This window comes from Pseudomonas sp. NBRC 111143 (genome assembly GCF_001320965.1).
GTDB lineage: Bacteria > Pseudomonadota > Gammaproteobacteria > Pseudomonadales > Pseudomonadaceae > Aquipseudomonas > Aquipseudomonas machongensis.
Map to the genome: position 1 here is coordinate 13,626 of NZ_BCBT01000059.1, position 19,917 is coordinate 33,542.

22 protein-coding genes are annotated in these 19,917 nt (G+C 62.5%); all 22 read left to right on the forward strand.

From position 1 onward, the window contains the following. Position 1: 1 nt before the first annotated feature. The 22 genes from APH44_RS24240 (at position 2) to APH44_RS24345 (ending at position 19,911) form a co-directional block, all read left to right on the forward strand. Positions 2-1,612, forward strand: a complete 1,611-nt coding sequence (locus APH44_RS24240) for a hypothetical protein (protein WP_256250264.1) — start codon at positions 2-4, stop codon at positions 1,610-1,612. Further along, the gene (locus APH44_RS24245; protein ID WP_054894952.1) at positions 1,612-3,117 is read left to right on the forward strand and encodes a DUF935 domain-containing protein; all 1,506 of its coding nucleotides are present in this window, start codon (positions 1,612-1,614) and stop codon (positions 3,115-3,117) included. Before APH44_RS24240 ends, APH44_RS24245 begins: the two co-directional genes overlap by 1 nt. After that, positions 3,107-4,264 carry a phage minor head protein gene (locus APH44_RS24250; protein WP_054894953.1) on the forward strand — a complete coding sequence of 386 codons (1,158 nt, stop codon included), beginning with the start codon at positions 3,107-3,109 and terminating at the stop codon, positions 4,262-4,264. The genes APH44_RS24245 and APH44_RS24250 overlap by 11 nt, the downstream gene beginning before the upstream one ends. Positions 4,265-4,374: 110 nt before the next feature. Further along, positions 4,375-4,836: a phage virion morphogenesis protein gene (locus tag APH44_RS24255; RefSeq protein WP_054894954.1), complete on the forward strand. Its 462-nt coding sequence runs from the start codon at positions 4,375-4,377 to the stop codon at positions 4,834-4,836. A gap of 233 nt (positions 4,837-5,069) precedes the next feature. Beyond that, positions 5,070-6,116, forward strand: a complete 1,047-nt coding sequence (locus APH44_RS24260; RefSeq protein WP_054894955.1) for a hypothetical protein — start codon at positions 5,070-5,072, stop codon at positions 6,114-6,116. 9 nt (positions 6,117-6,125) lie between these two features. Next, positions 6,126-6,500: a head decoration protein gene (locus tag APH44_RS24265; RefSeq protein ID WP_054894956.1), complete on the forward strand. Its 375-nt coding sequence runs from the start codon at positions 6,126-6,128 to the stop codon at positions 6,498-6,500. Between the two features lie 25 nt (positions 6,501-6,525). Then, positions 6,526-7,506, forward strand: coding sequence for a major capsid protein (locus tag APH44_RS24270; protein ID WP_054894957.1), 981 nt, complete (start codon positions 6,526-6,528; stop codon positions 7,504-7,506). 1 nt (position 7,507) lies between these two features. Next, a complete protein-coding gene (locus APH44_RS24275; protein ID WP_054894958.1) occupies positions 7,508-7,939 on the forward strand; it encodes a gp436 family protein in 432 nt (143 codons plus the stop codon). After that, positions 7,939-8,406 (forward strand): Gp37 family protein, encoded by a 468-nt coding sequence (locus APH44_RS24280; RefSeq protein ID WP_054894959.1) that lies wholly within the window; start codon positions 7,939-7,941, stop codon positions 8,404-8,406. The genes APH44_RS24275 and APH44_RS24280 overlap by 1 nt, the downstream gene beginning before the upstream one ends. Further along, complete coding sequence (locus tag APH44_RS24285) at positions 8,403-8,609, forward strand: hypothetical protein (protein ID WP_054894960.1); 207 nt, start codon at positions 8,403-8,405, stop codon at positions 8,607-8,609. Before APH44_RS24280 ends, APH44_RS24285 begins: the two co-directional genes overlap by 4 nt. Next, positions 8,609-10,036 carry a phage tail sheath subtilisin-like domain-containing protein gene (locus tag APH44_RS24290; protein ID WP_054894961.1) on the forward strand — a complete coding sequence of 476 codons (1,428 nt, stop codon included), beginning with the start codon at positions 8,609-8,611 and terminating at the stop codon, positions 10,034-10,036. The genes APH44_RS24285 and APH44_RS24290 overlap by 1 nt, the downstream gene beginning before the upstream one ends. Beyond that, positions 10,036-10,560 (forward strand): phage major tail tube protein, encoded by a 525-nt coding sequence (locus APH44_RS24295; protein ID WP_054894962.1) that lies wholly within the window; start codon positions 10,036-10,038, stop codon positions 10,558-10,560. The genes APH44_RS24290 and APH44_RS24295 overlap by 1 nt, the downstream gene beginning before the upstream one ends. A gap of 139 nt (positions 10,561-10,699) precedes the next feature. Further along, entirely contained in the window at positions 10,700-11,050 is a 351-nt protein-coding gene (locus APH44_RS24300) for a phage tail assembly protein (protein WP_054894963.1), read from the forward strand. A 98-nt stretch (positions 11,051-11,148) separates the two neighbouring features. Further along, a complete protein-coding gene (locus APH44_RS24305; RefSeq protein WP_054894964.1) occupies positions 11,149-14,106 on the forward strand; it encodes a phage tail tape measure protein in 2,958 nt (985 codons plus the stop codon). Next, positions 14,106-14,981 (forward strand): phage tail protein, encoded by an 876-nt coding sequence (locus APH44_RS24310; protein ID WP_054894965.1) that lies wholly within the window; start codon positions 14,106-14,108, stop codon positions 14,979-14,981. The genes APH44_RS24305 and APH44_RS24310 overlap by 1 nt, the downstream gene beginning before the upstream one ends. Then, positions 14,978-15,187 carry a tail protein X gene (locus APH44_RS24315; RefSeq protein WP_054894966.1) on the forward strand — a complete coding sequence of 70 codons (210 nt, stop codon included), beginning with the start codon at positions 14,978-14,980 and terminating at the stop codon, positions 15,185-15,187. Before APH44_RS24310 ends, APH44_RS24315 begins: the two co-directional genes overlap by 4 nt. After that, on the forward strand, positions 15,175-16,290 hold the full coding sequence (locus APH44_RS24320; RefSeq protein WP_177342483.1) for a phage late control D family protein: 1,116 nt from the start codon (positions 15,175-15,177) through the stop codon (positions 16,288-16,290). The genes APH44_RS24315 and APH44_RS24320 overlap by 13 nt, the downstream gene beginning before the upstream one ends. Continuing rightward, positions 16,290-16,898, forward strand: a complete 609-nt coding sequence (locus tag APH44_RS24325) for a phage baseplate assembly protein V (protein WP_371264438.1) — start codon at positions 16,290-16,292, stop codon at positions 16,896-16,898. Before APH44_RS24320 ends, APH44_RS24325 begins: the two co-directional genes overlap by 1 nt. Positions 16,899-16,970: 72 nt before the next feature. After that, complete coding sequence (locus tag APH44_RS24330) at positions 16,971-17,348, forward strand: GPW/gp25 family protein (protein WP_054894967.1); 378 nt, start codon at positions 16,971-16,973, stop codon at positions 17,346-17,348. Next, on the forward strand, positions 17,326-18,432 hold the full coding sequence (locus APH44_RS24335) for a baseplate J/gp47 family protein (protein ID WP_054894968.1): 1,107 nt from the start codon (positions 17,326-17,328) through the stop codon (positions 18,430-18,432). Before APH44_RS24330 ends, APH44_RS24335 begins: the two co-directional genes overlap by 23 nt. Continuing rightward, positions 18,425-19,471: a phage tail protein gene (locus APH44_RS24340; RefSeq protein ID WP_082430660.1), complete on the forward strand. Its 1,047-nt coding sequence runs from the start codon at positions 18,425-18,427 to the stop codon at positions 19,469-19,471. Before APH44_RS24335 ends, APH44_RS24340 begins: the two co-directional genes overlap by 8 nt. Further along, complete coding sequence (locus APH44_RS24345) at positions 19,471-19,911, forward strand: hypothetical protein (RefSeq protein ID WP_054894970.1); 441 nt, start codon at positions 19,471-19,473, stop codon at positions 19,909-19,911. Before APH44_RS24340 ends, APH44_RS24345 begins: the two co-directional genes overlap by 1 nt. Positions 19,912-19,917: the final 6 nt, after the last annotated feature.

Consider the following 19,917-nt stretch of genomic DNA (forward strand, 5'->3'; position numbering starts at 1 on the left):
TGTGGCATCGGTGAAGGGGCTGTCAAGCACACTACGGGTCGTCGAGTGGGACGAACTGCCAGCGCGCGCGAGAGAGATCCCGGCCAACTTCAACCCGCTGGCCGAGGGCATCTTAATGGCCCATCAGGCAGACTGGCTACGCCTGGAGGCACAGATCAAGCTGTGCGGCAAAGGCCGGCGTACTGGAATCACGTTTGCTGAAGCCTTGGACTCGGTTATCACCGCTGCATCGCGCAAGAGCGCGGGCGGCATGGACACGTTCTACATCGGGGACACGAAAGAGAAAGGCTTGGAGTTCATTGGCTATTGCGCCAAATTCTCCAGGGTGATCGCGGAGGCCCAGGCGTCCGGCGTGAGCGAGATCGAGGAGTTCCTGTTCGACGACCAGGACGAGCATGGCAATACCCGCCAGATCAACGCATACCGAATTCGCTACGCCAGTGGTTTCAAGATCGTGGCCCTGTCGAGCAACCCGGCGAACATCCGGGGTCTGCAGGGCAAGGTCATCATCGACGAAGCCGCATTCCACCGCGACGTGTCCGCCGTCCTGGACGCCGCGACCGCACTGCTGATTTGGGGCGGGCGCATCGTCATCATCAGCACGCACAACGGCAAATCCAACCCGTTCAACCAAATGCTGGTTGATATCCAGGAAGGCCGCTATGGCGCGGACGCGCAGGTCATGATGATCACCTTCGACGATGCCGTGGCGAATGGCTTGTTCGAACGTGTGTGTTTCATGAAGGGCGAAGAGCCGACCCCGGAAGCCAAGGAGGCTTGGTACAAGAAGATCCGCGCCGCCTATGGCCCACGCAAGGCGCAAATGCGCGAGGAACTGGATGCCATCCCCCGCGACGGTACTGGCGTGTGCGTGCCTGGCGTCTGGGTCGAGGAGGCAATGCGGCCAGATCGCGCGGTGCTGCGGCTGACGTTATCCGACGATTTCGTGCTGCAGCCGGTGTACCGGCGCGAGGCGTATGTCGAGGAATGGATCAGGGTCAACCTGGCCCCGGTCGTGGAACGGCTGGATGGCAGCCTGCGCCATTTTCTGGGTATGGACTATGCACGCCACCGCGACTTCTCTGTGATCTGCCCGATGTCGGTGGCGCAGGATCGCAGCCGCGATGTGCCGTTCGGCGTCGAAATGCACAAGGTGCCTGCACGCCAGCAACAGCAGATCCTGTTCTACGTCATTCGGCATTTGCCCCGCTTCGTCGCCGCCGCACTGGATGCATCCGGCAACGGTGAAACGCTGGCCGAGGACACCGCAGATGAATTCGGCCGCAGCCGCATCCACCAGGTCAAGCTGTCGCGTTCCTGGTACGGCGCGTGGATGCCCAAATTCGTCCAGTTGTTCGAGGATTCGATGATCGCAATCCCCCGCGATGACAACTTCCAGCAGGACGTTCGTGCTATCGAGCTGGTGGACGGCATTCCCATGATCGTGAAGGCGCGCAGCCAGGATATGAAAGAGCCGGATCTGTACCGGCACGGTGACTTTGCCGGTGCCGCAGCCCTGGCGAACTACGCAGCCCTGGAGGTGGCCGGTGATACGCCCCGCGCGAAGTCCCGCAACCGCCGTGTGGCCGCGTCCATGATGCGAGGTTATTGATGAAAAAAGGTCTGTGGGTCACCCCCACCCAATTCGTGAGCTTTGGCGAAATCCAGCGCGACCGGCTGGTACAGCAGCATGTGGCTACGCGCAGCCGCGCCATCGGTGGTTTCGGCGGTCTGGGTCTGCCCAACCCAGACCCGATCCTGAAGGCGGCTGGCAAGGACGTGTCCACATACCGCGACCTGTTAAGCCACCCGCGCATCGGCGGCAACGTGCGCCGCCGCAAAGCGGCAGTGCTGGGCCTAGAGCGTGGTCTGAGACGCGAAAATTCCCCGGAGCATGTGTTCACGTTCGTCGATGATTGGCTGTCAGACCTGGACATGGATCAACTGGTGCGCGAATTGCTCAATGCGCCCCTGTTCGGCTATCAGCCGGCCGAACTGATGTGGACGCCAGTCGGGCGTTTCATCGTGCCCGAGAGCGTGCTGGGTAAACCGGCCGAATGGTTCCGTTATGACCGCGACAACGCTCTGCGTTTCATGGCCCAGGATGCCGGCACCGATGGTGAACTGTGTGACCCTGTCCGGTTCGTCGTTGCCCGACAGGACGCGACCTACGCCAACCCCTACGGGTTCCCGGATCTGAGCATGTGTTTCTGGGCTGGAACCTTCCTCAAGGGCGGGCTGAAATTCTGGGTACAGTTCACCGAGAAGTACGGTTCACCCTGGGTCATCGGCAAGCACCCCCGTGGTGCAGATGACCGAGAAACCGACTTGCTGCTCGACAGCCTAGAGGCAATGGTGCAGGACGCTGTAGCGGCGATTCCTGACGATTCCAGCATCGAGATCAAAGAAGCCACGGGCAAGAGCGCCAGTTCGGATGTCTATCGGTCGTTGCTGGAATACTGCCGCAGCGACGTCAACGTTGCGCTGCTGGGTCAAGACCAGACCACGGAAAAAGACAGCAACCGCGCCAGCGCCACAGCCGGGGCCGAAGTCACCGAGGACATCCGCGACGGTGACAAGGGCATCACGCTGGCGGCGCTGAATCGCATCATCCGGCTTGTGGTGGACGTCAATTTCGGTGAATCGGTTGCCGCGCCGGTGTATGCCATGTGGGAACAGGAGGTCATCGACAAGACGCAGGCCGAGCGCGACCAGATCCTGTCCGGGGCTGGCGTTCGCTTCACATCCGCGTACTGGCAACGCACCTACAACCTGGAAGAAGGCGACATCGACACGCGGGTCGTGCCGCCATCGGACAACTCTGGCGATCCGGCTGGGCTGGCTTTTGCCGAGGGGAACCATGGCGAGGGCGACTATGCGGATGTGGCTACATCCGTTCTGGCCAGGCAGGCCCAGCCGCACGTCGAAAGCTGGCTGGGCCGCATCAGCCGTCTGGTCGCAGAAGCGCCCGACCTGGTCACGTTACAGGCCAATCTGCTGGCCGAGTTCTCCGACCTGGACGAATCGGCTCTGGCTGATGTGATGGGTCTGGCGTTCACCGCTGCCGAGCTGGCCGGCCGTGCTGAACTGGCCGACGAGGTAGACCGTGGCCAATAGCATCCAGGCGACGTTTCGCAAACCCTTTGCAGAACAGTCCGAATTTTTCCGGCGCAAGCTGGCGCTGCCGTCCGAGCGGTGGGATGACTTGCAACGGGATCAGCACGATGCCGGCTTTATCGTAGCTGGCGCGATGAAGGCCGACCTGGTCGCAGACCTGAAGGCGTCGATCCAGAAGGTCATCGACGAGGGCAAGAGCATCGAATGGTTCAGGGGCGAGTTCGACCGCATCGCCCAACAACGCGGCTGGACGGGCTGGACAGGTTCGGATACCGCCGATGGCACGGCCTGGCGTACGCGCGTGATCTACAACACCAACCTGCGCACCAGCCATGCAGCCGGTCGGGACGTGCAGATGAACGACCCGGACGTTGCGCGCTACAACCCGTACATGATGTTCCGGCACCGTAGTACCGAGAACCCGCGCCTTGAACACAAGGCGTGGGATGGTCTGGTGCTGCGGCGTGATGACCCGTTCGTAGCGGCGCACAGCACGCCTATGGGGTTTGGCTGCAAATGCCAGTGGGTGCCTGTGAGCGAACGTCGGCTCAGGAAAATGGGTAAGACAGGCCCGGATAGAACGCCGCCGACGGAAACCTACGAGCATGTGAACAGGCGTACGGGCGAGGTGCATGTACTGCCCAAGGGCGTGCAGTACGGATGGGACTACACGCCAGGCAGGCACGCGGCGACCACTCGGGCGCTGGCCAGTCGCATGACCAGGCTTGAAACCCTGGACACCGAAATCGCACGGCTCAATGTGCAAACCTTGGTGGCTGCGGACGTGTTTGCGCGCTTCTTCGTCGGAGACATCCTGGGCGAGTTTCCGGTGGCAGTGCTGCGCAATGCCGACCGCCTGGCCATCGGAGCGGAATCATCGGTGGTGCTGCTGTCGCAGGAAAGCCTGGCTGCGCATGTGGCCCGGCATCCCGAGATACGGATCACAGACTACAGGAAGATCCAGCGGCTGCTCGACGAGGGGCAGGTTTATCGGCTGGGGGATGAGCGCCTGGTCTACCTGACGGTCGATGGTGTCCCGTATCGGGCGGCACTCAAGCGAACCAGGGATGGCAGGAAGAACTACTTCCTGACCCTATTTAGGAACGCCAAGGAAAAACCGCCCGTAGGGGCGGTTCGGATTCGGTGAGGGGGAATGCCCGCGGGCGGGAGGCGCCCGCCCTGGCTCTCATCAACACCCTGGGGTGAAGGAGTCGGCAGCCGGGCCGACGCGGGCATAGGCACAGTATAGGACGGATCATGATCAGAATCGAGTTGGATGACCAGGACGTGAAACGTGCCCTGGCTGGCTTGGAACACGCAGTGGGCGATATCCGGCCTGCGCTGAAGAACATCGGAGAGGCGATGCTGTTCAGCATCGACCAGCGTTTCGCAGACCAGGAAGCGCCGGACGGTACGGCATGGGAGGGAAACGCTCCAGCCACGATAGCCAGAAAGGGCTTTGACGATCCACTTGTGGGTGCAGAGCGCAATCTGACGCTGCGCACGCAGAACATCTACCAGCTGGAGGGCGATGCGCTCCTGGTTGGCAACACGATGGAATACGCGGCCATGCAGCAGTTCGGTGGCGACCAGCAGGATTTCCCGCATTTGTGGGGCGACATCCCTGCACGCGAGTTCATCGGTATCTCCGACGAGGACGAGGAGGAAATCGTCGAAATCATCACCGACCACATCGCAATGGGTGCCGGCACACGATGATTTCCAGAAACGGCCCCACAGCGCGTTTTAAGGCTGGGGGCGGCCGGATGCCCCACCTCGCCATTCGTCCCGCTTTATAAAGCCTGTACGGGCCGCTGGCGGCTATCGCTGCCGGCCGGTTCCGGTGTCTGTTTCACTCCCGCCCCAACTGCAATCTGTAAACGCCGTTAAAAGACTGCGCGCCCCGCTGTCCTCAGACTGCGGCATGTACCTATTTGGGACATGCACAGCAGATGAAGACGATCAATATTTTCCGTGCCGGCTCGCACGTCGCATCAGACGGCCAGGCGGTCACGTTCAGCGAAACCGACCTGGCCGCTACTGTTGCAGCCTACGACCCTGCGCTGCACGAAGCACCCATCGTCATCGGCCATCCGCGCCATGACGCACCAGCCTATGGCTGGGTCAAGTCGTTGCAGGCTGGTAAGGATGGCCTGCAGGCCGAGCCTGGCCAGGTCGATCCCGCGTTTTCCGAGATCGTCGACGCAGGCCGGTTCAAGAAAGTCTCCGCATCGTTCTACCAGCCCGACTCCCCCAGCAACCCCGTGCCTGGCGTGTTCTACCTTCGCCACGTTGGGTTCCTCGGTGCGATGCCTCCTGCCATCAAGGGGTTGAAGCCTGTCGAGTTCGCTGCCAGCGAAGAAGGCGTGATCGAGTTCGCTGATTACGGACATGAGATCGGTGCCGGCCTGTGGCGTCGCATGCGCGAATGGTTGATCTCTCAGTTCGGCAAGGACACTGCCGACCAGGTCGTGCCTGGCTGGGAAGTTGACAGCCTGAACGAAGTGTCCCGCGCCAAACCCACCAACGATTCCATTCCCGCTGACCCGTCCCCGACCGGGGTCGCTTTCAGCGATCCCGCAACCACTGAAACACAGGAGTCATCCGTGACCGACAAGGAAAAGGCCGCGCTGGAGGCCGAGAACCAGCGCCTGCGCGCACAAATCGCCCAGGATCAGCAGAACAAGCGTAAGGCGGCGCGTGACACCGCGCATGCGCGCAACGTGGAGTTTGCCGAGGGGCTGGTAAGCAAGGGGCTGCGCCCGGCGCACGTCCCCGCCATCGTTGCCGCGCTGGACTTCTCCGAGGCCGAACCCGACGCCCCGCTGGAGTTTGGCGAGGGCGATGCCAAGAAGCCGCTGGCCGACGGGCTGCGCGAAGTGTTCACCGCACTGGCCGGCGGCATCAACTTCTCGGAACAGGCCACGCAATCGCGTGCCGGCCGCGCCGAGACCGTCAACCCGCTGCTGGCTGATGCCGAAGCGCGCAGCAAGTCGTAAGGAGGCGTCATGGCAACCACCTATACCCCGAAAAAAAAGCTGGGCGACCTGCTGCTCGTCGAAGTCCAGCCTGGCTGGACGAAAGGCGCTGGCACCTTGCTGGCTGGCACCGCTTACAAGTTGGGCACCGTACTGGCGCTCGTCAGCGGCAAATACCAGGTGATCGACCCCGCTGGCACTGGCGCAGCGAAAAAGGCAGTCGCAGTGCTGGGCGAGGACGTCGATGCCAGCGCCGCCGACGCCGAATCGCGCGTGCTCATCAAGCGCGGCGCGGTCGTCAATCTGGATGAGTTGGTGTGGCCCGATGCGGCGACCGACGCGCAAAAAGCCACGGCGGTCGCTGAACTGGATGCCCTGGGCATCGTGGCCAGCGCGCCCATCTGATGTTCAACAAGAGGAATCTGCAACCATGAATCTGGACGATCTGTTCACAGTGACTAGCCTGACGGCAGCGGTCAACAAGCTGCCCGCCGTGCCGGGCAAAGTGGCCGCTCTGGGGCTGTTCGAAGAAAAGGGCGTGACGACCACGTCCGTGGTCATCGACGAGTACCAGGGCCGGCTGATCCTGGTGCCGAACACGTCGCGCGATGCCGATCCGGCCCCGAGCAAATCCGGCAAGCGCGGCCGTCGTGTGTTCGAAACGTTGCACCTGCCATTGTCGCGGCCGCTGCTGCCCGGACAGTTGCAGAACGTGGCGGCGTTCGGTGACGAGAAGCCCATCTCGCAGCAGGCCAAAATCATCAACGACCACCTGGGCGAGATGAAAAACAGCGTGGAAGCCACGCGGGAGCATCTGCGCATCGGCGCGCTGCGCGGCCGGCTGCTGGATGCCGACGGCAAGGTGATCGAGGATCTCTATGACGCGTTCGGCGTCACGCAGAAAAAGATCACGGTGCCCCTGGGGACGGCCACAACGGATGTGCGTGCGGAATGCCTGAAGGCCAAGCGCTACTCCGAAAGCAAGCTGGGCGGCGTAGCCGTTCGCGGGTTCAAGGCGTTCTGCGGCCCGGACTGGTTCGACGCCTTCACTGGTCACGAGAAGGTGCAGAAGGCGTTCGCCAACTACCAGGAAGCCCAGGATCGGTTGGGTGGCGACACTCGCAGCGGCTTCACGTTCGGTGGCATCACCTACATCGAGTACGACGTCACGATCAGCGGCCAGCGTTTCATCCCCGCCGACGTCGCCCAGGTGTTCCCGGATGCCCCCAGCGTCTACCGCATGTTCAACGCCCCGGCGAACTACAACGACACCGTGAACACCCTGGGTCTGCCGTACTACTCGAAGTCCGAGGCGCGCAAGATGGGCAAGGGCTGGGATGTGGAAGTGCAGGCCAACCCGCTGGCGCTGTGCATGTTCCCCGAGGCGCTGGTCGAGTTGAAGGCAGGCTGACATGCGCTACGTCACTCGGGACGCCATTGGCGCGTTCATTCCCCAGGTCACGCTGCTGCAACTGTCGAACGACGATCCGGCCGCAGATGCCCCGGACGAGGCAGTCATCACATCTGTCGTGACCGAAGTGGAGGATCTGGTAGACGGGTATATGCGAGGCCGCTACACGCTGCCATTCGACCCCGTGCCGACGGTGCTGCGCGGCGCAGCCCTGAGCCTGATCCGTTATGAACTGTACGCCCGGCGTCCCGAGGGCGCTATTCCTGACGCGGTAACGGACGCCCGCAAGCACGCTATCAAGCTACTGGAGACCATCCGCGACGGCCTGATCACCCTGGGCATTGCGGATGGCCAATCTGCCCCGGAACCGGGCGAGATTCGGGTGCGTGCCCGCCGCCAGCGGTTCGGTGACAAGGCGTGGAGGCACTACTGATGAGCCAGACGCCTGAAATCCTGGATGCGGTTGTCGACCGGCTGAAGGAGCGGTTCGGCAAGGGGCTGGCCGTTGAGTTGTTCCCGGAAAACCCCAAGGGCTATCGGATGAATCATCCGGTGGGGGCAATCCTGGTCGCGTTCAGCGGTTCCCGGTTCGCCCGCAGCGATGCTCTGGACGCGGTATTTCAGGAACGCGACATGACCATCCCACTGACGCTGGTCTTCAGGCAACTGAACGGCCCGCAAGGGGTAGTCGGCTATCTCGATCAGATCCGGGAGGCGCTGACCGGGTTCACGCCGCCGCATTGCTGCATCGCCCTGGCACCCACCGATGAATCGTTCATTGGCCAGGTTACGGGGCTGTGGCAGTACGCACAGAAGTACCAGACACGCACTACTCAGGCCCAGGTTCAGGGGCCGGAGTCCGGCCCGTCTTTCAAGCCCTTTTTTGAGGATCTTTCATGAAACTGAGCAAATACGTTTACAGCGGCCCGCGCTCGGCGGCATCGCTGCGCGTGGATGGTGAGGTGCTGGATGTAGCGCTGGTGCCTGGCGGCACGGTGGAGCTTCCTCCCGACCACGAATACACGCAAACCCTGCTGGTGCTGAAGCACATCAGCCTGGCCCCGGCGACGAAGTCGGCCAAGGCTACGGAAGGAGGCGTCTGATGGCTGCGAACTATCTCCACGGTATCGAAACCACCGAAGTCGAGCGCGGCCCGCGCGCCATCAAGGTCGTCAAGAGCGCGGTGATCGCCGTGGTCGGCTCGGCTCCGACCGGGCCGGTCAATACGCTGACGCTATCGCAGACCGAGGTCGACGATGCGCAATTCGGCCCCGATCTGCCCGGCTTCGGCATTCCCGAGGCGCTGGCGGGCATCCATGCGTTCGGTGCCGGCACCGTCCTGGTCGTCAACGTCCTCGATCCCGCCGTGCATAAGAGCGCGGTGACCGCACAAGAACGCACGTTCGGCTTGAACGACCTGGTGCAACTCGGGCATGGCGCACTCCAGACGCTGACGCTGAAGTCTGCCGACGGCAGCAAGACCTATGCGGCCGGCACTGACTACGAGGCCACGCTGCTGACCGGCAAGGTCAAGCGCCTGGCTGGCGGGCAGATTCCTGCCCAGTCCGTCGTGAAGGCGGACTACACCTATGCTGATCCGTCCAAGATCACGGCCGCCGAGATCATCGGCAGTGTGAACATCGCTGGCCAGCGTTCCGGCATGAAGCTGTTTGCCGACAGCTACAACCTGTTCGGGTTCTTCCCGAAAATCCTGCTGGCTCCCGGCTTTTCGACGCTGAATTCCGTGAGCACGGAACTGGCTGCCTTGGCCGATGTGCTGGGAGCCATCGCCTATACCGACGCCCCGATTGGTGTCTCGCCGTCCCAGGCGATCTCCGGCCGAGGCCCGCTGGGCACCATCAACTTCAACACGTCGAGTGAACGTGTGCGGCTGCACTACCCGCACGTCAAGATCTACGACAGCCTGACGGATGGTGAAAGGCTACAACCGTTGTCCATCCGTTCGGCCGGACTGCGGGCCAAGGTGGATAACGACGAGGGATATTGGGCATCGCACTCGAACCATGAACTGGTGGGGGTGATCGGCCTGGAGCGTTCGCTGACCGCGCGTGTGGATGACCCCAACAGCGAGGTCAATCTCCTGAATGAGAACGGCATCACCACGGTGTTCAACTCGTTCGGTACCGGCTTGCGGCTGTGGGGCAACCGCACTGCCGCTTGGCCCACGGTCACGCACATGAAGAACTTCGAGAACGTGCGCCGCACCAAGGACGTCGTCGACGAGTCGATCCGCTACAGCATGCTCCAGTTCGTCGACAAGAACGTGACCAATGCACTGATCGAGAGCGTTGTCGAAAGCGTGAACCAGTTCATCCGCAAGTTGTTTGGCGATGGTGCCTTGCTCGGCGGCGAGTGCTGGTACGACCCGGCCCGAAACCCGCAAACGCAGCTGGAACAAGGGCATGTGCTGTTCAGCTACAAGCTGACTGTGCCGCCGCCGTTCGAGCGCGGCACATTCGAAACTGAAATCACGGGCGAATACCTGGCGACTCTGGGAGGGACTCAATAATGGCCGGATTTAGCGCACATCGGATCACCAACGCGGCGGTCTACCTGGACGGAAACTCGTTCTTCGGACGGGCGTCCGAAATCGACCTGGGCGCAGTGAAGGCCGTGACGAGCGACTTCCAGGGCTTGGGCCTGGTCGGCCTGATCGAATTGCCGGACGGCATCGACAAGCTGGAAGGCAAGATTGTCTGGAACAGCAAGTACATCGACGCGGCGAAGCGGATCGCCACCCCGTTCAAGACCGTGCAATTGCAGTGCCGCAGCAGCATCGAGGTCTACAACTCGCAGGGGAAAACCGACGAAATCCCGCTGGTGACCCTGATGACCGTGATGTTCAAAGAGTACCAGTTGGGCAACTTCAAGCCGCGCGAGAACACGGCGTTCGAGACCCCGTTCTCCTCGACGTATGTGCAGCAGAAGGTCAATGGCGAAGAAGTGCTGCTGCTCGACTACCTGGCCAATATCTACAGGGTGGCCGGCCAGGATCAGCTATCGAAGTATCGGCAGAACCTTGGCCTGTCGTGATGACGGGCCAAGACTAGGAAAAGGGGCGCTGCGTGCGCCCCTTTCTGCATCTGTAAACGCCGTTAAAAGACGGGCGGCGGCTGGCGGTTGATGATGACGACTCTAGATATTTCGTTCATCAACCACCTCGGAGCCTGCCATGTCGCAAGAAGCCAAAGCCACGAACACCGCCGCCAGCGCCCACAGCCTGCCGTTGCTGTTTCCCACCCCGCTGCCCACCGGCGAAACCCTCAAGAGCGTGCCCATCCACATCATCCGCCGCAAGGATATCGCGGCCGCGCAAAAGCATTCCCGCGACGAGGCGGTCATCGAAGATCTTCTCCTGGCCAAAATGACGGGCCTGACCGTCGAGGATCTGGGTGAACTGCACATTGCCGACTCGCGGCGGGTGACCGAGACGTTTCAAGAAATGGTACGGGGCGGCGACATTGCTGCATTCCTGGGACGAATTGCTGCTCCTGGTGCTGCGGATGCAGCCAAGCGAGATTGACCAGCTGGAGATGGACGACTACTGGCGCTGGTGCGGCGTATGTGAGCAGGAAATCGACCGCCGCCTGGCTGCTGTAAAGGGCAATCGCTGAGGTAGGCATGGCATCGCGGGAAATCCAGGTAGGTCTGCGCATAGGGGCGGTGGTTGGCGGTTCGCTGCGGGCTGCCTTTGGTTCCGTGCGTGGCACGGTAACGCAACTTGGCCGCGCTACCGACGGGCTGACAGCCAAGCAGCGACAGATCGGCACCACGTTGTCGGCAGCAGTGGCTGCGGGCGGCAGCGGCCTGGCCCGGTTGCGCGCCCAGTACGACCGCGTAGGCCGCACCATCGACCAGTTGAAGGTCAAGCAAGACCGACTGAACGCCAGTATTGCCAGGGGCGAAACGCTGGCCAGTCGGCGGCAAGAATTGCGTGGCCAGGCTCTGGAAACTATCGGAACGGCGGCAGTCCTCGGCGCGCCGGTGTTCAAGTCGATGGCGGTCTCGGCAGCGTTCCAGGATCAGACGAACGATATCGCCATTACCGGCGGATTCGACCAGGCGGAAGAAAAGCGCCTGGGCGACGTGCTGCGCGGCGCAGCCATCCGCTGGAACCAATTTCAAAGTGATGTGGCTGCTGGCGCGCAGGTACTGATTGCGGGTGGTATCGAAAACGTCGACCAGTTGTCGGCCTATGCACCCATCATGGCGAAAACCGCCACGGCCACCCGCGCCAGCATGGATGACCTGGGTTCAGTGGCCATCGCCCTGAACGACAACCTGGGGATCGGTGCGCAGGGCTACGAACGCGCCTTGAACATGCTGGCGTTCGCCGGGAAGAAGGGCCAGTTCGAACTGGCTGACATGGCAAAGTGGTTGCCGCAGTTGACGCCGCAGATGGCTGCGCTGGGCATCACTGGCGAACGCGCCGTGGCCGAGATCGGTGCGTCCTTGCAGATTGCGCGACGTGGCGCTGGAACCAATGACGAAGCCGCCAACAACTTCAAGAACTTCCTGTCGAAGATCACAGCACCGGATACCTTGAAGTCGTTCGAGGATGCCGGCATCAATTTGCAGGCATCCATGCGCAACCTGGTCGAAGGCGGATTGACGCCAGTCCAGGCCATGCTGGAGATCATCACCAACTACGTCGGGAGCAAGGGGCCGGAGGCTGCAAAGGAATTTGAAGCCGCCATGCAGATCAAGGACGAGGCGGAGCGCCAGTCTGCCCTGGATAGGCTCAACGAGGCGTACAAGCTGGGGGAACTGTTCCGGGATATGCAGGTGCTGTCCTTTGTCCGGCCGGCGCTGGCGAACCGGAGTGACCTAGCCGAGATCCAGGCGGGCAGCGTGGCAGCGGCCGACCAGGGCGTGCTGGATGCCGACCTGGCGCGGCGCATGGAAAGCCCGCGGGAGCAGATGAAGGCGCTGATGGTCAACTTGTCCGAGATTGGGCTTGTCATTGGCCAGGTTCTGATTCCACCCTTGGTCGAGATCAGCAAGGCAGTGCTGCCCATCGTGCGCGGCTTCGGTGAGTGGGCTGCCGAGAATCCGGCACTGATCAAGGGGGTCGTCGGCCTGGTGGGTGGTTTGCTGGCAGCCAAGTTGGCATTTATCGGTGTCCAGTACGGAATGCTCCTGGTGCTGAGTCCGATCAATGCGGTACGCACAGGCGTGTTGACGTTGTCGGCCAAGTGGACGTTGCTCAAGGCGCTGTTCCAACTGGGCAACTTTGCCCCAGCCGTTCGCGGGCTGAGGGCCATCGGTGCAGGCTTCTCGGCCACGATGCGGTTTCTGGTGCCATTCAGCAAGGGGCTGGCCATGACCTTTGGCGGGCCGCTGATGCTGCTGGCCAAGGGTGGGCTGCTGCTGGGCCGGGTAATGGGTGGCGCATTGGTGTCGGGCCTGAAACTGGCTGGCCAGGCGGTGCTCTGGCTAGGCCGGGCGCTGCTGCTCAATCCGATTGGGCTGGCGGTGACTGCCATCGGGATCGCGGCATACACGATCTACAAGTATTGGGAGCCGATCAGCGAGTTTTTCAGCGGGCTGTGGTCGGGGGTGAAAGGCGTCTTCACGTCGGCCTGGTCGGGCATCACGGCAGGGCTGTCCCGAGCCTGGGGCGGCGTCCAGGACATGGCGGCAACCGCCTGGGGCGGCCTGACGGGCTTCTTCAGCGGGCTATGGTCGGACGTGGCCAGCGTCACGCGCAGCGCGTGGGACGGCATTGGCGCGGGCCTTTCGTCGGCCTGGGGCAGCATTCGAGGTGCGGCTGCCAGCGCCTGGGGTGGAGTGTCAAGCTTCATCGGAGGCGTATGGGGCGACGTCCAAACCGCCGTGGACGGCGGTGTTTCAGGTGTGACCCAGCAGTTGCTCAACTGGTCGCCTGTCGGTCTGCTGTACCAAGCTATTTCGGGCGGGCTGTCGCAACTCGGGATTGAGCTGCCTGGCAAGTTCAGCGAGTTCGGTGCCAACCTGATGGATGGCCTGATCGGCGGCATCCGCAGCATGGGGACGGCGGTGCGCGACAGCGTGGTCGGCATGGGCGAAAGCGTGGTTGGCTGGTTCCGTGAGAAATTGGGCATCAACTCGCCCAGCCGGGTTTTCATGGGGTTTGGTGCCAATGTCTCCGAGGGCGCGGCCCTGGGCATCCGCAATCAGATGCCACTGGCTGGACAGGCTGCGCGGGCGTTGGCCGGCGTAGTTGCCGCAGGCGGTGCGCTGGCCCCGCTGGGCGTATCTGCTGCGCTGCCGGCCGTGGAGCCGCTGACGGCTCAGGTGCAATTGCTGCCACGCCTGGCTGGCCTGCAGGATGCGCCTGTGGCATTGCCTACAGGCGCACCGCCAGCCGGACGCCTGCCGCCGCAGTATCCCGACCAGGTCTGGAACCAGATCATTCAACCTGCACCGACGGCTGCCTCGGCACCGATCACATTCGCGCCGGTCATCCATGTCGATGCGGCAGCTGGCCCGGTACGCGACCAGGTCGAGAACGCGATGCGGATGTCCTTCGACGAATTTTCACGGCTGATGGAGCAATACCAGCACCAGAACCGCCGTCGATCCTATGGGGGTGAGTGATGTTGGCAGTACTGGGAGAAATCGAGTTCGAGGTCACCAGCGGCCTGTCCGGTATGGAACTGTCCGCGTCCACGGATTGGGCCGAACATCCGCTGATCAAGGGCAAACCGTTGCTCGAGTGGGTGGGTGACGGACTGGATGAGTACACGCTGACCATTGAACTGCACCCGATGCTGGGCGATCCGTCGGCTCGACAGCGGCAGTTGCGTGACGCACAGGCTGCACACCAACCACTGGCCCTGGTGTTGGGCAGCGGGGATTACCTCGGAGCGTTTGTCATCACGGCCCTGGGCAATGTGCCCCGGCGCACATGGGCAAACGGCCAGAACAGCATCTCTACGCTGACGATCACCCTGCGGGAATACACCGGCCCGGTCGAGCAGCCCAAGACGCTGTTGGGGCTGATTGATCCATCACTGACTGCCGACACTGCTCGCCCCGAGCTGCTGTCGCGCTTCGATTCGATCAAGAGCACCGCCGAGGTGGCGCTGGGACACGCCCGCAAGGCGGCGGCAGTGATCCAGTCCGGCAAGCAGCTGTACGACGTTGTGCGGCGTGGCGATGTGGCCGATATGCTGACCCAGGCGCCGCGTTTGCTTGGGGTTGCAGGCAAGGCCATCGCACCGCTGGAAGGTTTCTCGGATGCGGCTGCGCTGCTGCAGGACGCCGGCGACCTGGCGGCACTCGGCAGCGATGTCCTGAGCGATGTGCGCGGCATCCAGACCAGCCTGGATCTTGACAGCCTGGATCTGGAGAACGTCGTCGACCGTATCGGGTCAGCAGGCAGCGCCCTGGAGCGTTCGATTTCTCTGTTCGATGATGCCGGGCCAAAGCTGGCCAGCCTGGCGGCGAAGGTGGCGACCAGGAGGGCATGATGTTCTTGACCCATATCACGACCGAGGGCGAACGCTGGGATCAACTTGCGGCGCGCTATTACGGTGATTCGCGCCGCTATAAGCCGATCATCGACGCGAATCCGCATGTGCCCATCACGCCGTCGTTGGCATCGGGGCTGAAGCTGGCCATTCCGCTGCTCGAGCGCGAGGCAGCAACGGAGGATCTGCCGCCGTGGATGCGATAAACCTGACCGACTTCCTGACGCCCAAGTTGGTGCCGGATGCACGATTCGTCGTCATGTACGAGTCGCGCAACATCACCCGCGATATCAGTGCATCGCTGCTGTCGCTGCGCTACACGGATTACCTGAGTGGCCAGAGTGATGACCTGGACATCCAGTTGGTGGACGCCCAAGGCCGGTGGCGTGGTGACTGGTATCCCGGTCACGGCGACACGCTGACGCTGTCGATGGGCTGGCATGGCACGCCGCTGCGGGCTGTGGGCAGCTTCGAGATCGACGAGGTCGAACTGCAGTACCCGCCGTCCGTGGTGAACATACGGGCGCTGGCCACAGGCATTCGGGCCGGGCTGCGCACGGTCGAGAACCGGGCCTATGAGGGCATGACGCTCGAGGGTGTAGCCAAGCAGATAGCCCAGCGCCAAGGTCTCGAACTGGTGGGCCGGATCGAGTCGATCAAGTTGGATAGGCTGACGCAGCGCGAATCCGACCTGGTGTTCCTGCGGGAACTGGCGGACACCTATGACTATGCGTTCAAAGTGGTCGGTTCCAAGCTGGTTTTCCACTCGATCTCTGAACTGGCCCAGGGCAAGCCCATCGGGAGTCTTGCGCTCACACAGCTGACAAACGTGCGTATCCGCGACCAATTGCGCGAAGTTCCTCGGGCCGTCGAGGTCAAGCATCAAGAGCCGGCGAAGAAGCAATTGGTCGAGTACCGCATCGAAAACGGAAAAACCGTTGCAGTTCCGAGTAGCGCCAGCAAGACCACCAGCAGCGGGGATACGCGCAAGAGCCGCAAGCGTGCCGCATCTGCGGAAGAAGCCACTGCCCAGGCCAAGGCCGACCTGGCCAAGTCGAACCGGGAGCGTGCCACGGGTGGCTGGTCGTGCGTAGGCAGGCCGAGCATGGTTAGCGGGAACGTGCTGGCGCTGATCGGTGAGGATGCCGGCAAGTTCGCAGGGAACTACCTGATCACGCGCTCGACGCACACCGTGGATCGAAATGGCGGCTATGTGACCGACGTGGATGCCTGCCGCGTCTCGACAGATGCCCAGACGGCGGATGATGCCCGCCTGGGCATCCAGTCCGTGGCGCACGGGAAGGTTTGATGATGGGGCTGGATCTGGACTATGGCATCGTCACTGCCCTGGACTACCGGGCGTGCCGGGTGCGGGTGCGCCTGGATGACCGTGACGGCCTGGAAACCTACTGGCTCGATGTCCCGCAACGAAACAGCCAGGGAACAAAACGCCGCCCGGTGCTCTATGAGATCGGGGAGCAGGTCGCCGTCCTGCTGCGGGAAGATGGCGTTGGCGGCGTCGTGTTGGGCGGGGTCTACTCGACGGTTGAGCCGCCGCCTGTGGTTGACCAGGATACCGACTACGTCCGGTTCCGGGACGGCACGACAATCACATACAACCAGGGCGCGCACCTGTTGCGCGTGGAGTGCGTGGGTGATGTCCAGCTGCAGGCCAAGAACGTGCGGGCAACGGCCGAAACGGTAAATGTCCAAGCCGACCAGGTAGAAGTCAAAGCCAGCCAGGTCACAGTCAAAGCCGACAGCGCAGCGATCAGCGCCACGCAATCCACCATCGAAGGCGGTGTGGGCGTTACCGGCCAGGTGAAGATCAAGGGCAACCTGGACGTCGATGGCAGTATCCACGCCAGCGGCACCATCATCGACGAACAGGGCAATACCAATCACCACCGGCATTGACCTGGTGCCGCCCGCAGCATTCTCTAAACGCCGTTAAAAGACGGCTCCAGCGCGTATTCCTACCATGCTCGCATGACTCAGGAATACACGAACATCACCGCAGCCCACTGGCAACCCGCGCTCAAGCGGGACGGTGAAATCGTGTCCGGCATTGGGGACATCGACCAGGCCATCCGCATCATCCTGTCCACGCCCAAGGGTAGCGATCCGCACCGGCCTGACTTCGGGAGCCGAATCCCTGATTGGCTGGACAGGCCGGTAGACCGTGTGCGGCCGCACCTGGTGCGCGAGGCCGTGGACGCCCTGCGCGTGTGGGAGCCGCGCATCGTTGTCGAGTCTGTGCGGATTGATGTCGATGCCGAGTGCATAAAAACCCGCGTGCTGTGGCGTGCGGCTGATGGTGTGACGCGACTGACGGAGGTGCAGCATGACAGACCGGCAACCGCCTGAGTTCGTCAAGGTTGACCCGGCAGCCGTCGAGGCCGATCTGGTGGCACGCTACGAGGCGGCTACCGGCAAAACGCTGTACCCGGCCCAGGTTGAGCGGTTGTTCATCAACCAGATCGCCTATGCGCACGGCCTGGCTCAAACCAACATCCAAAGCACTGGCGAAAAGGTGCTGGTGCGATTTTCCAGCGGGATCATCCTGGATTACCTGGGCGACCTCGTGGGCACGCCTCGGCTGCTGGCCAAGGCCGCTCAGTGCAAGATTCGCTTCTCAAAGAAAGAAGAGGCTGGGGCTGACTTCATCGTGCCCGCAGGCACACGCGTGGCTACGGTTGACGGCCGCACGGTATTCGAGATTGAGGGCGAAGCGCGTGTGACCTCGATGTCTGCCATCGTTGATGCGTTTTGCACGGTCGAGGGCGTCTCGGGCAACGGGTGGATGCCCGGTCAAGTGTCCGTTCTCCAGGGCGATTTGCCTGTGGTGGCCGTGAACGTCACGGAATCTACAGGTGGTGCTGGTGACGAAGCCGATGATCGCTACAAGGAGCGCATCATCGCCGCGCCCGAGGCGTACACGAATGCGGGCAGCTATGGCGCGTATCGGCATCACGCCATGTCATCGCACCAATCCATCGTCGACGTCGTCGTACACGGCCCGAATGAGGGCGAGGAACCCGGACACGTCGCCATCTATCCTCTGGTCGAGACGGGGCTGCCATCCGAATACCTGCAGGCCGTTGTCCTGGCTGCACTATCGAGCGAACGCGTGCGGCCGCTGTGCGACACCGTACTGGTGCGCCAGCCGGAGATCGTGAACTACGAGATCCGCGCGCGGCTGACGTTCTATGAAACTGCCGACAGGACGGAAACCGCGACACGCGCGCGGGAGGCGCTCGACGCCTACATCGCTGCGCGTCAGCGTGAACTGGGTGCCGACCTGGTGCCGGAACAGATCGCGGCGGTATTGCAGGTCTCTGGCGTTTATCGCGTGCAGATGCTGGCCCCTGCATTGCGGGTACTGGCATCGCACCAGTGGGGCTATTGCTCTGCAATCACGCTGATTGACGGGGGGACGGCGCATGGATAACCGCATGCCTGCGTTGCCGCCCGCACTGGCGGGGGACGAGCGTTTCGCGCTGCTGTGCAAGCTGCTGTGGGAGCAATACGGCAGCCTGGATATCGAGAAGATCCTGGTTTGTCTGGTGGACATTGTCCCAGAGGCGATGTTGCCGCACCTGGGCGATCAGTTCCACATCATGGGCAATGAGGGCTGGAACCTGACGTCTACGGTGGCACAGCGCCGGGCGCTGATTAAACGTTCCATCGAACTGCACCGCACGAAGGGTACGCCCTGGGCGATCAAGGAAGCGCTGCGCGCACTCGGATTCACCGACCTGCAGATCGTTGAGCACCTGCCCGAGAACGACTACGACGGCAGCCTGGCGTATGACGGCGGCAATACCTATGGGGACTTCCACTGGGCGCAGTTCCGTGTGGATCTCAATGCGGACGATATGCGCGCCCTGACCGCCGATGACATTGCACGCATCGTCGGGGCCATCACTGAATGGAAGCCAGCCAGGTCGCACCTGGTCGATGTGCGCTATCGCGGCAACGATGTCGAGGATGCCGTCACATACCGGGAAGAGGATGCGCTCAACATCGAGATCGACCAGGCCGATGTCCATACCTGGGGCCGTCCGCTGTACGACGGCAGCCTGGCGCATGACCAGGGGCAGCCGATCACCTATGGGGGCAAATTCGACTACTCCGGCGCGCAGGCGCATTCCGGTCTGACCAATGAGGGTGAGGTCTACGGCGAAGCGTGCGAGGAACTGGAAATGTCCGGTGTCCTCGAGGCCGAGGATCGGCAGCAGGTTTTCCCCTTGCACGGTGGAGAGGTCGATTACAGCGGCATCGTGACCTATGGCTCTGAAGGGGTAGTGGCACTGGATCTGCCGATGCCCATCATCGTGACGCGCCACCGCGCATACGACGGCACCCTGTCCTACTCGGGCGATGAGGAGGACTACCCATACGACGGCACCTACCAGCACGACGGGCAGATCTTCTATCCCGGCGGCATTACCTACTCGGGTGACGTCATCACCATGTTGGAGGCGTGATGGAAATTCGTGACAGGGTCGGAACACCGACCGGCATTTTCGAGATGGAAGTTCGCCGCGAGGGCGAACTGATCCAGGTGATCCAGGAAAAGAATCTGATCGTGGCAGGTGCCGCTAACCAGCTTTCTCGTTTCCTGGGTGGCGATGGTGCAAACCGGCATGTAAGCCGCATTGGCTTCGGCGTCGGTACTACTGCCGCTGCACCTGGAGACACGGCGCTCACGTCGCCGGTCATTCTCCCCATCGGCAGCATTACTTACCCACAAGCGGGCCGTGTGCGCTTCAGCTGGTCGCTGCCGAAGTCCGAGGGGAACGACCTGGAGATCACCGAATTCGGCCTGCTGTGCGCCGACAGCACGCTGTTTGCGCGAAAAGTGCGTGAGGCGATTCACAAGAAACCAGACCTGAGCCTGACCGGGGCTTGGACAATCATTTTCTAGGAGCCA

Bases quoted from the DNA above. Each gene is read 5' to 3' on its own strand.
- APH44_RS24270 (WP_054894957.1), top strand. From the start codon at position 6,526: ATGAATCTGGACGATCTGTTCACAGTGACTAGCCTGACGGCAGCGGTC.
- APH44_RS24315 (WP_054894966.1), top strand. From the start codon at position 14,978: ATGATGTTCTTGACCCATATCACGACCGAGGGCGAACGCTGGGATCAA.
- APH44_RS24245 (WP_054894952.1), top strand. From the start codon at position 1,612: ATGAAAAAAGGTCTGTGGGTCACCCCCACCCAATTCGTGAGCTTTGGC.
- APH44_RS24295 (WP_054894962.1), top strand. From the start codon at position 10,036: ATGGCCGGATTTAGCGCACATCGGATCACCAACGCGGCGGTCTACCTG.
- APH44_RS24265 (WP_054894956.1), top strand. From the start codon at position 6,126: ATGGCAACCACCTATACCCCGAAAAAAAAGCTGGGCGACCTGCTGCTC.
- APH44_RS24260 (WP_054894955.1), top strand. From the start codon at position 5,070: ATGAAGACGATCAATATTTTCCGTGCCGGCTCGCACGTCGCATCAGAC.
- APH44_RS24340 (WP_082430660.1), top strand. From the start codon at position 18,425: ATGGATAACCGCATGCCTGCGTTGCCGCCCGCACTGGCGGGGGACGAG.
- APH44_RS24325 (WP_371264438.1), top strand. From the start codon at position 16,290: ATGATGGGGCTGGATCTGGACTATGGCATCGTCACTGCCCTGGACTAC.
- APH44_RS24255 (WP_054894954.1), top strand. From the start codon at position 4,375: ATGATCAGAATCGAGTTGGATGACCAGGACGTGAAACGTGCCCTGGCT.
- APH44_RS24290 (WP_054894961.1), top strand. From the start codon at position 8,609: ATGGCTGCGAACTATCTCCACGGTATCGAAACCACCGAAGTCGAGCGC.
- APH44_RS24345 (WP_054894970.1), top strand. From the start codon at position 19,471: ATGGAAATTCGTGACAGGGTCGGAACACCGACCGGCATTTTCGAGATG.
- APH44_RS24275 (WP_054894958.1), top strand. From the start codon at position 7,508: ATGCGCTACGTCACTCGGGACGCCATTGGCGCGTTCATTCCCCAGGTC.
- APH44_RS24300 (WP_054894963.1), top strand. From the start codon at position 10,700: ATGTCGCAAGAAGCCAAAGCCACGAACACCGCCGCCAGCGCCCACAGC.
- APH44_RS24305 (WP_054894964.1), top strand. From the start codon at position 11,149: ATGGCATCGCGGGAAATCCAGGTAGGTCTGCGCATAGGGGCGGTGGTT.
- APH44_RS24310 (WP_054894965.1), top strand. From the start codon at position 14,106: ATGTTGGCAGTACTGGGAGAAATCGAGTTCGAGGTCACCAGCGGCCTG.
- APH44_RS24335 (WP_054894968.1), top strand. From the start codon at position 17,326: ATGACAGACCGGCAACCGCCTGAGTTCGTCAAGGTTGACCCGGCAGCC.
- APH44_RS24285 (WP_054894960.1), top strand. From the start codon at position 8,403: ATGAAACTGAGCAAATACGTTTACAGCGGCCCGCGCTCGGCGGCATCG.
- APH44_RS24330 (WP_054894967.1), top strand. From the start codon at position 16,971: ATGACTCAGGAATACACGAACATCACCGCAGCCCACTGGCAACCCGCG.
- APH44_RS24280 (WP_054894959.1), top strand. From the start codon at position 7,939: ATGAGCCAGACGCCTGAAATCCTGGATGCGGTTGTCGACCGGCTGAAG.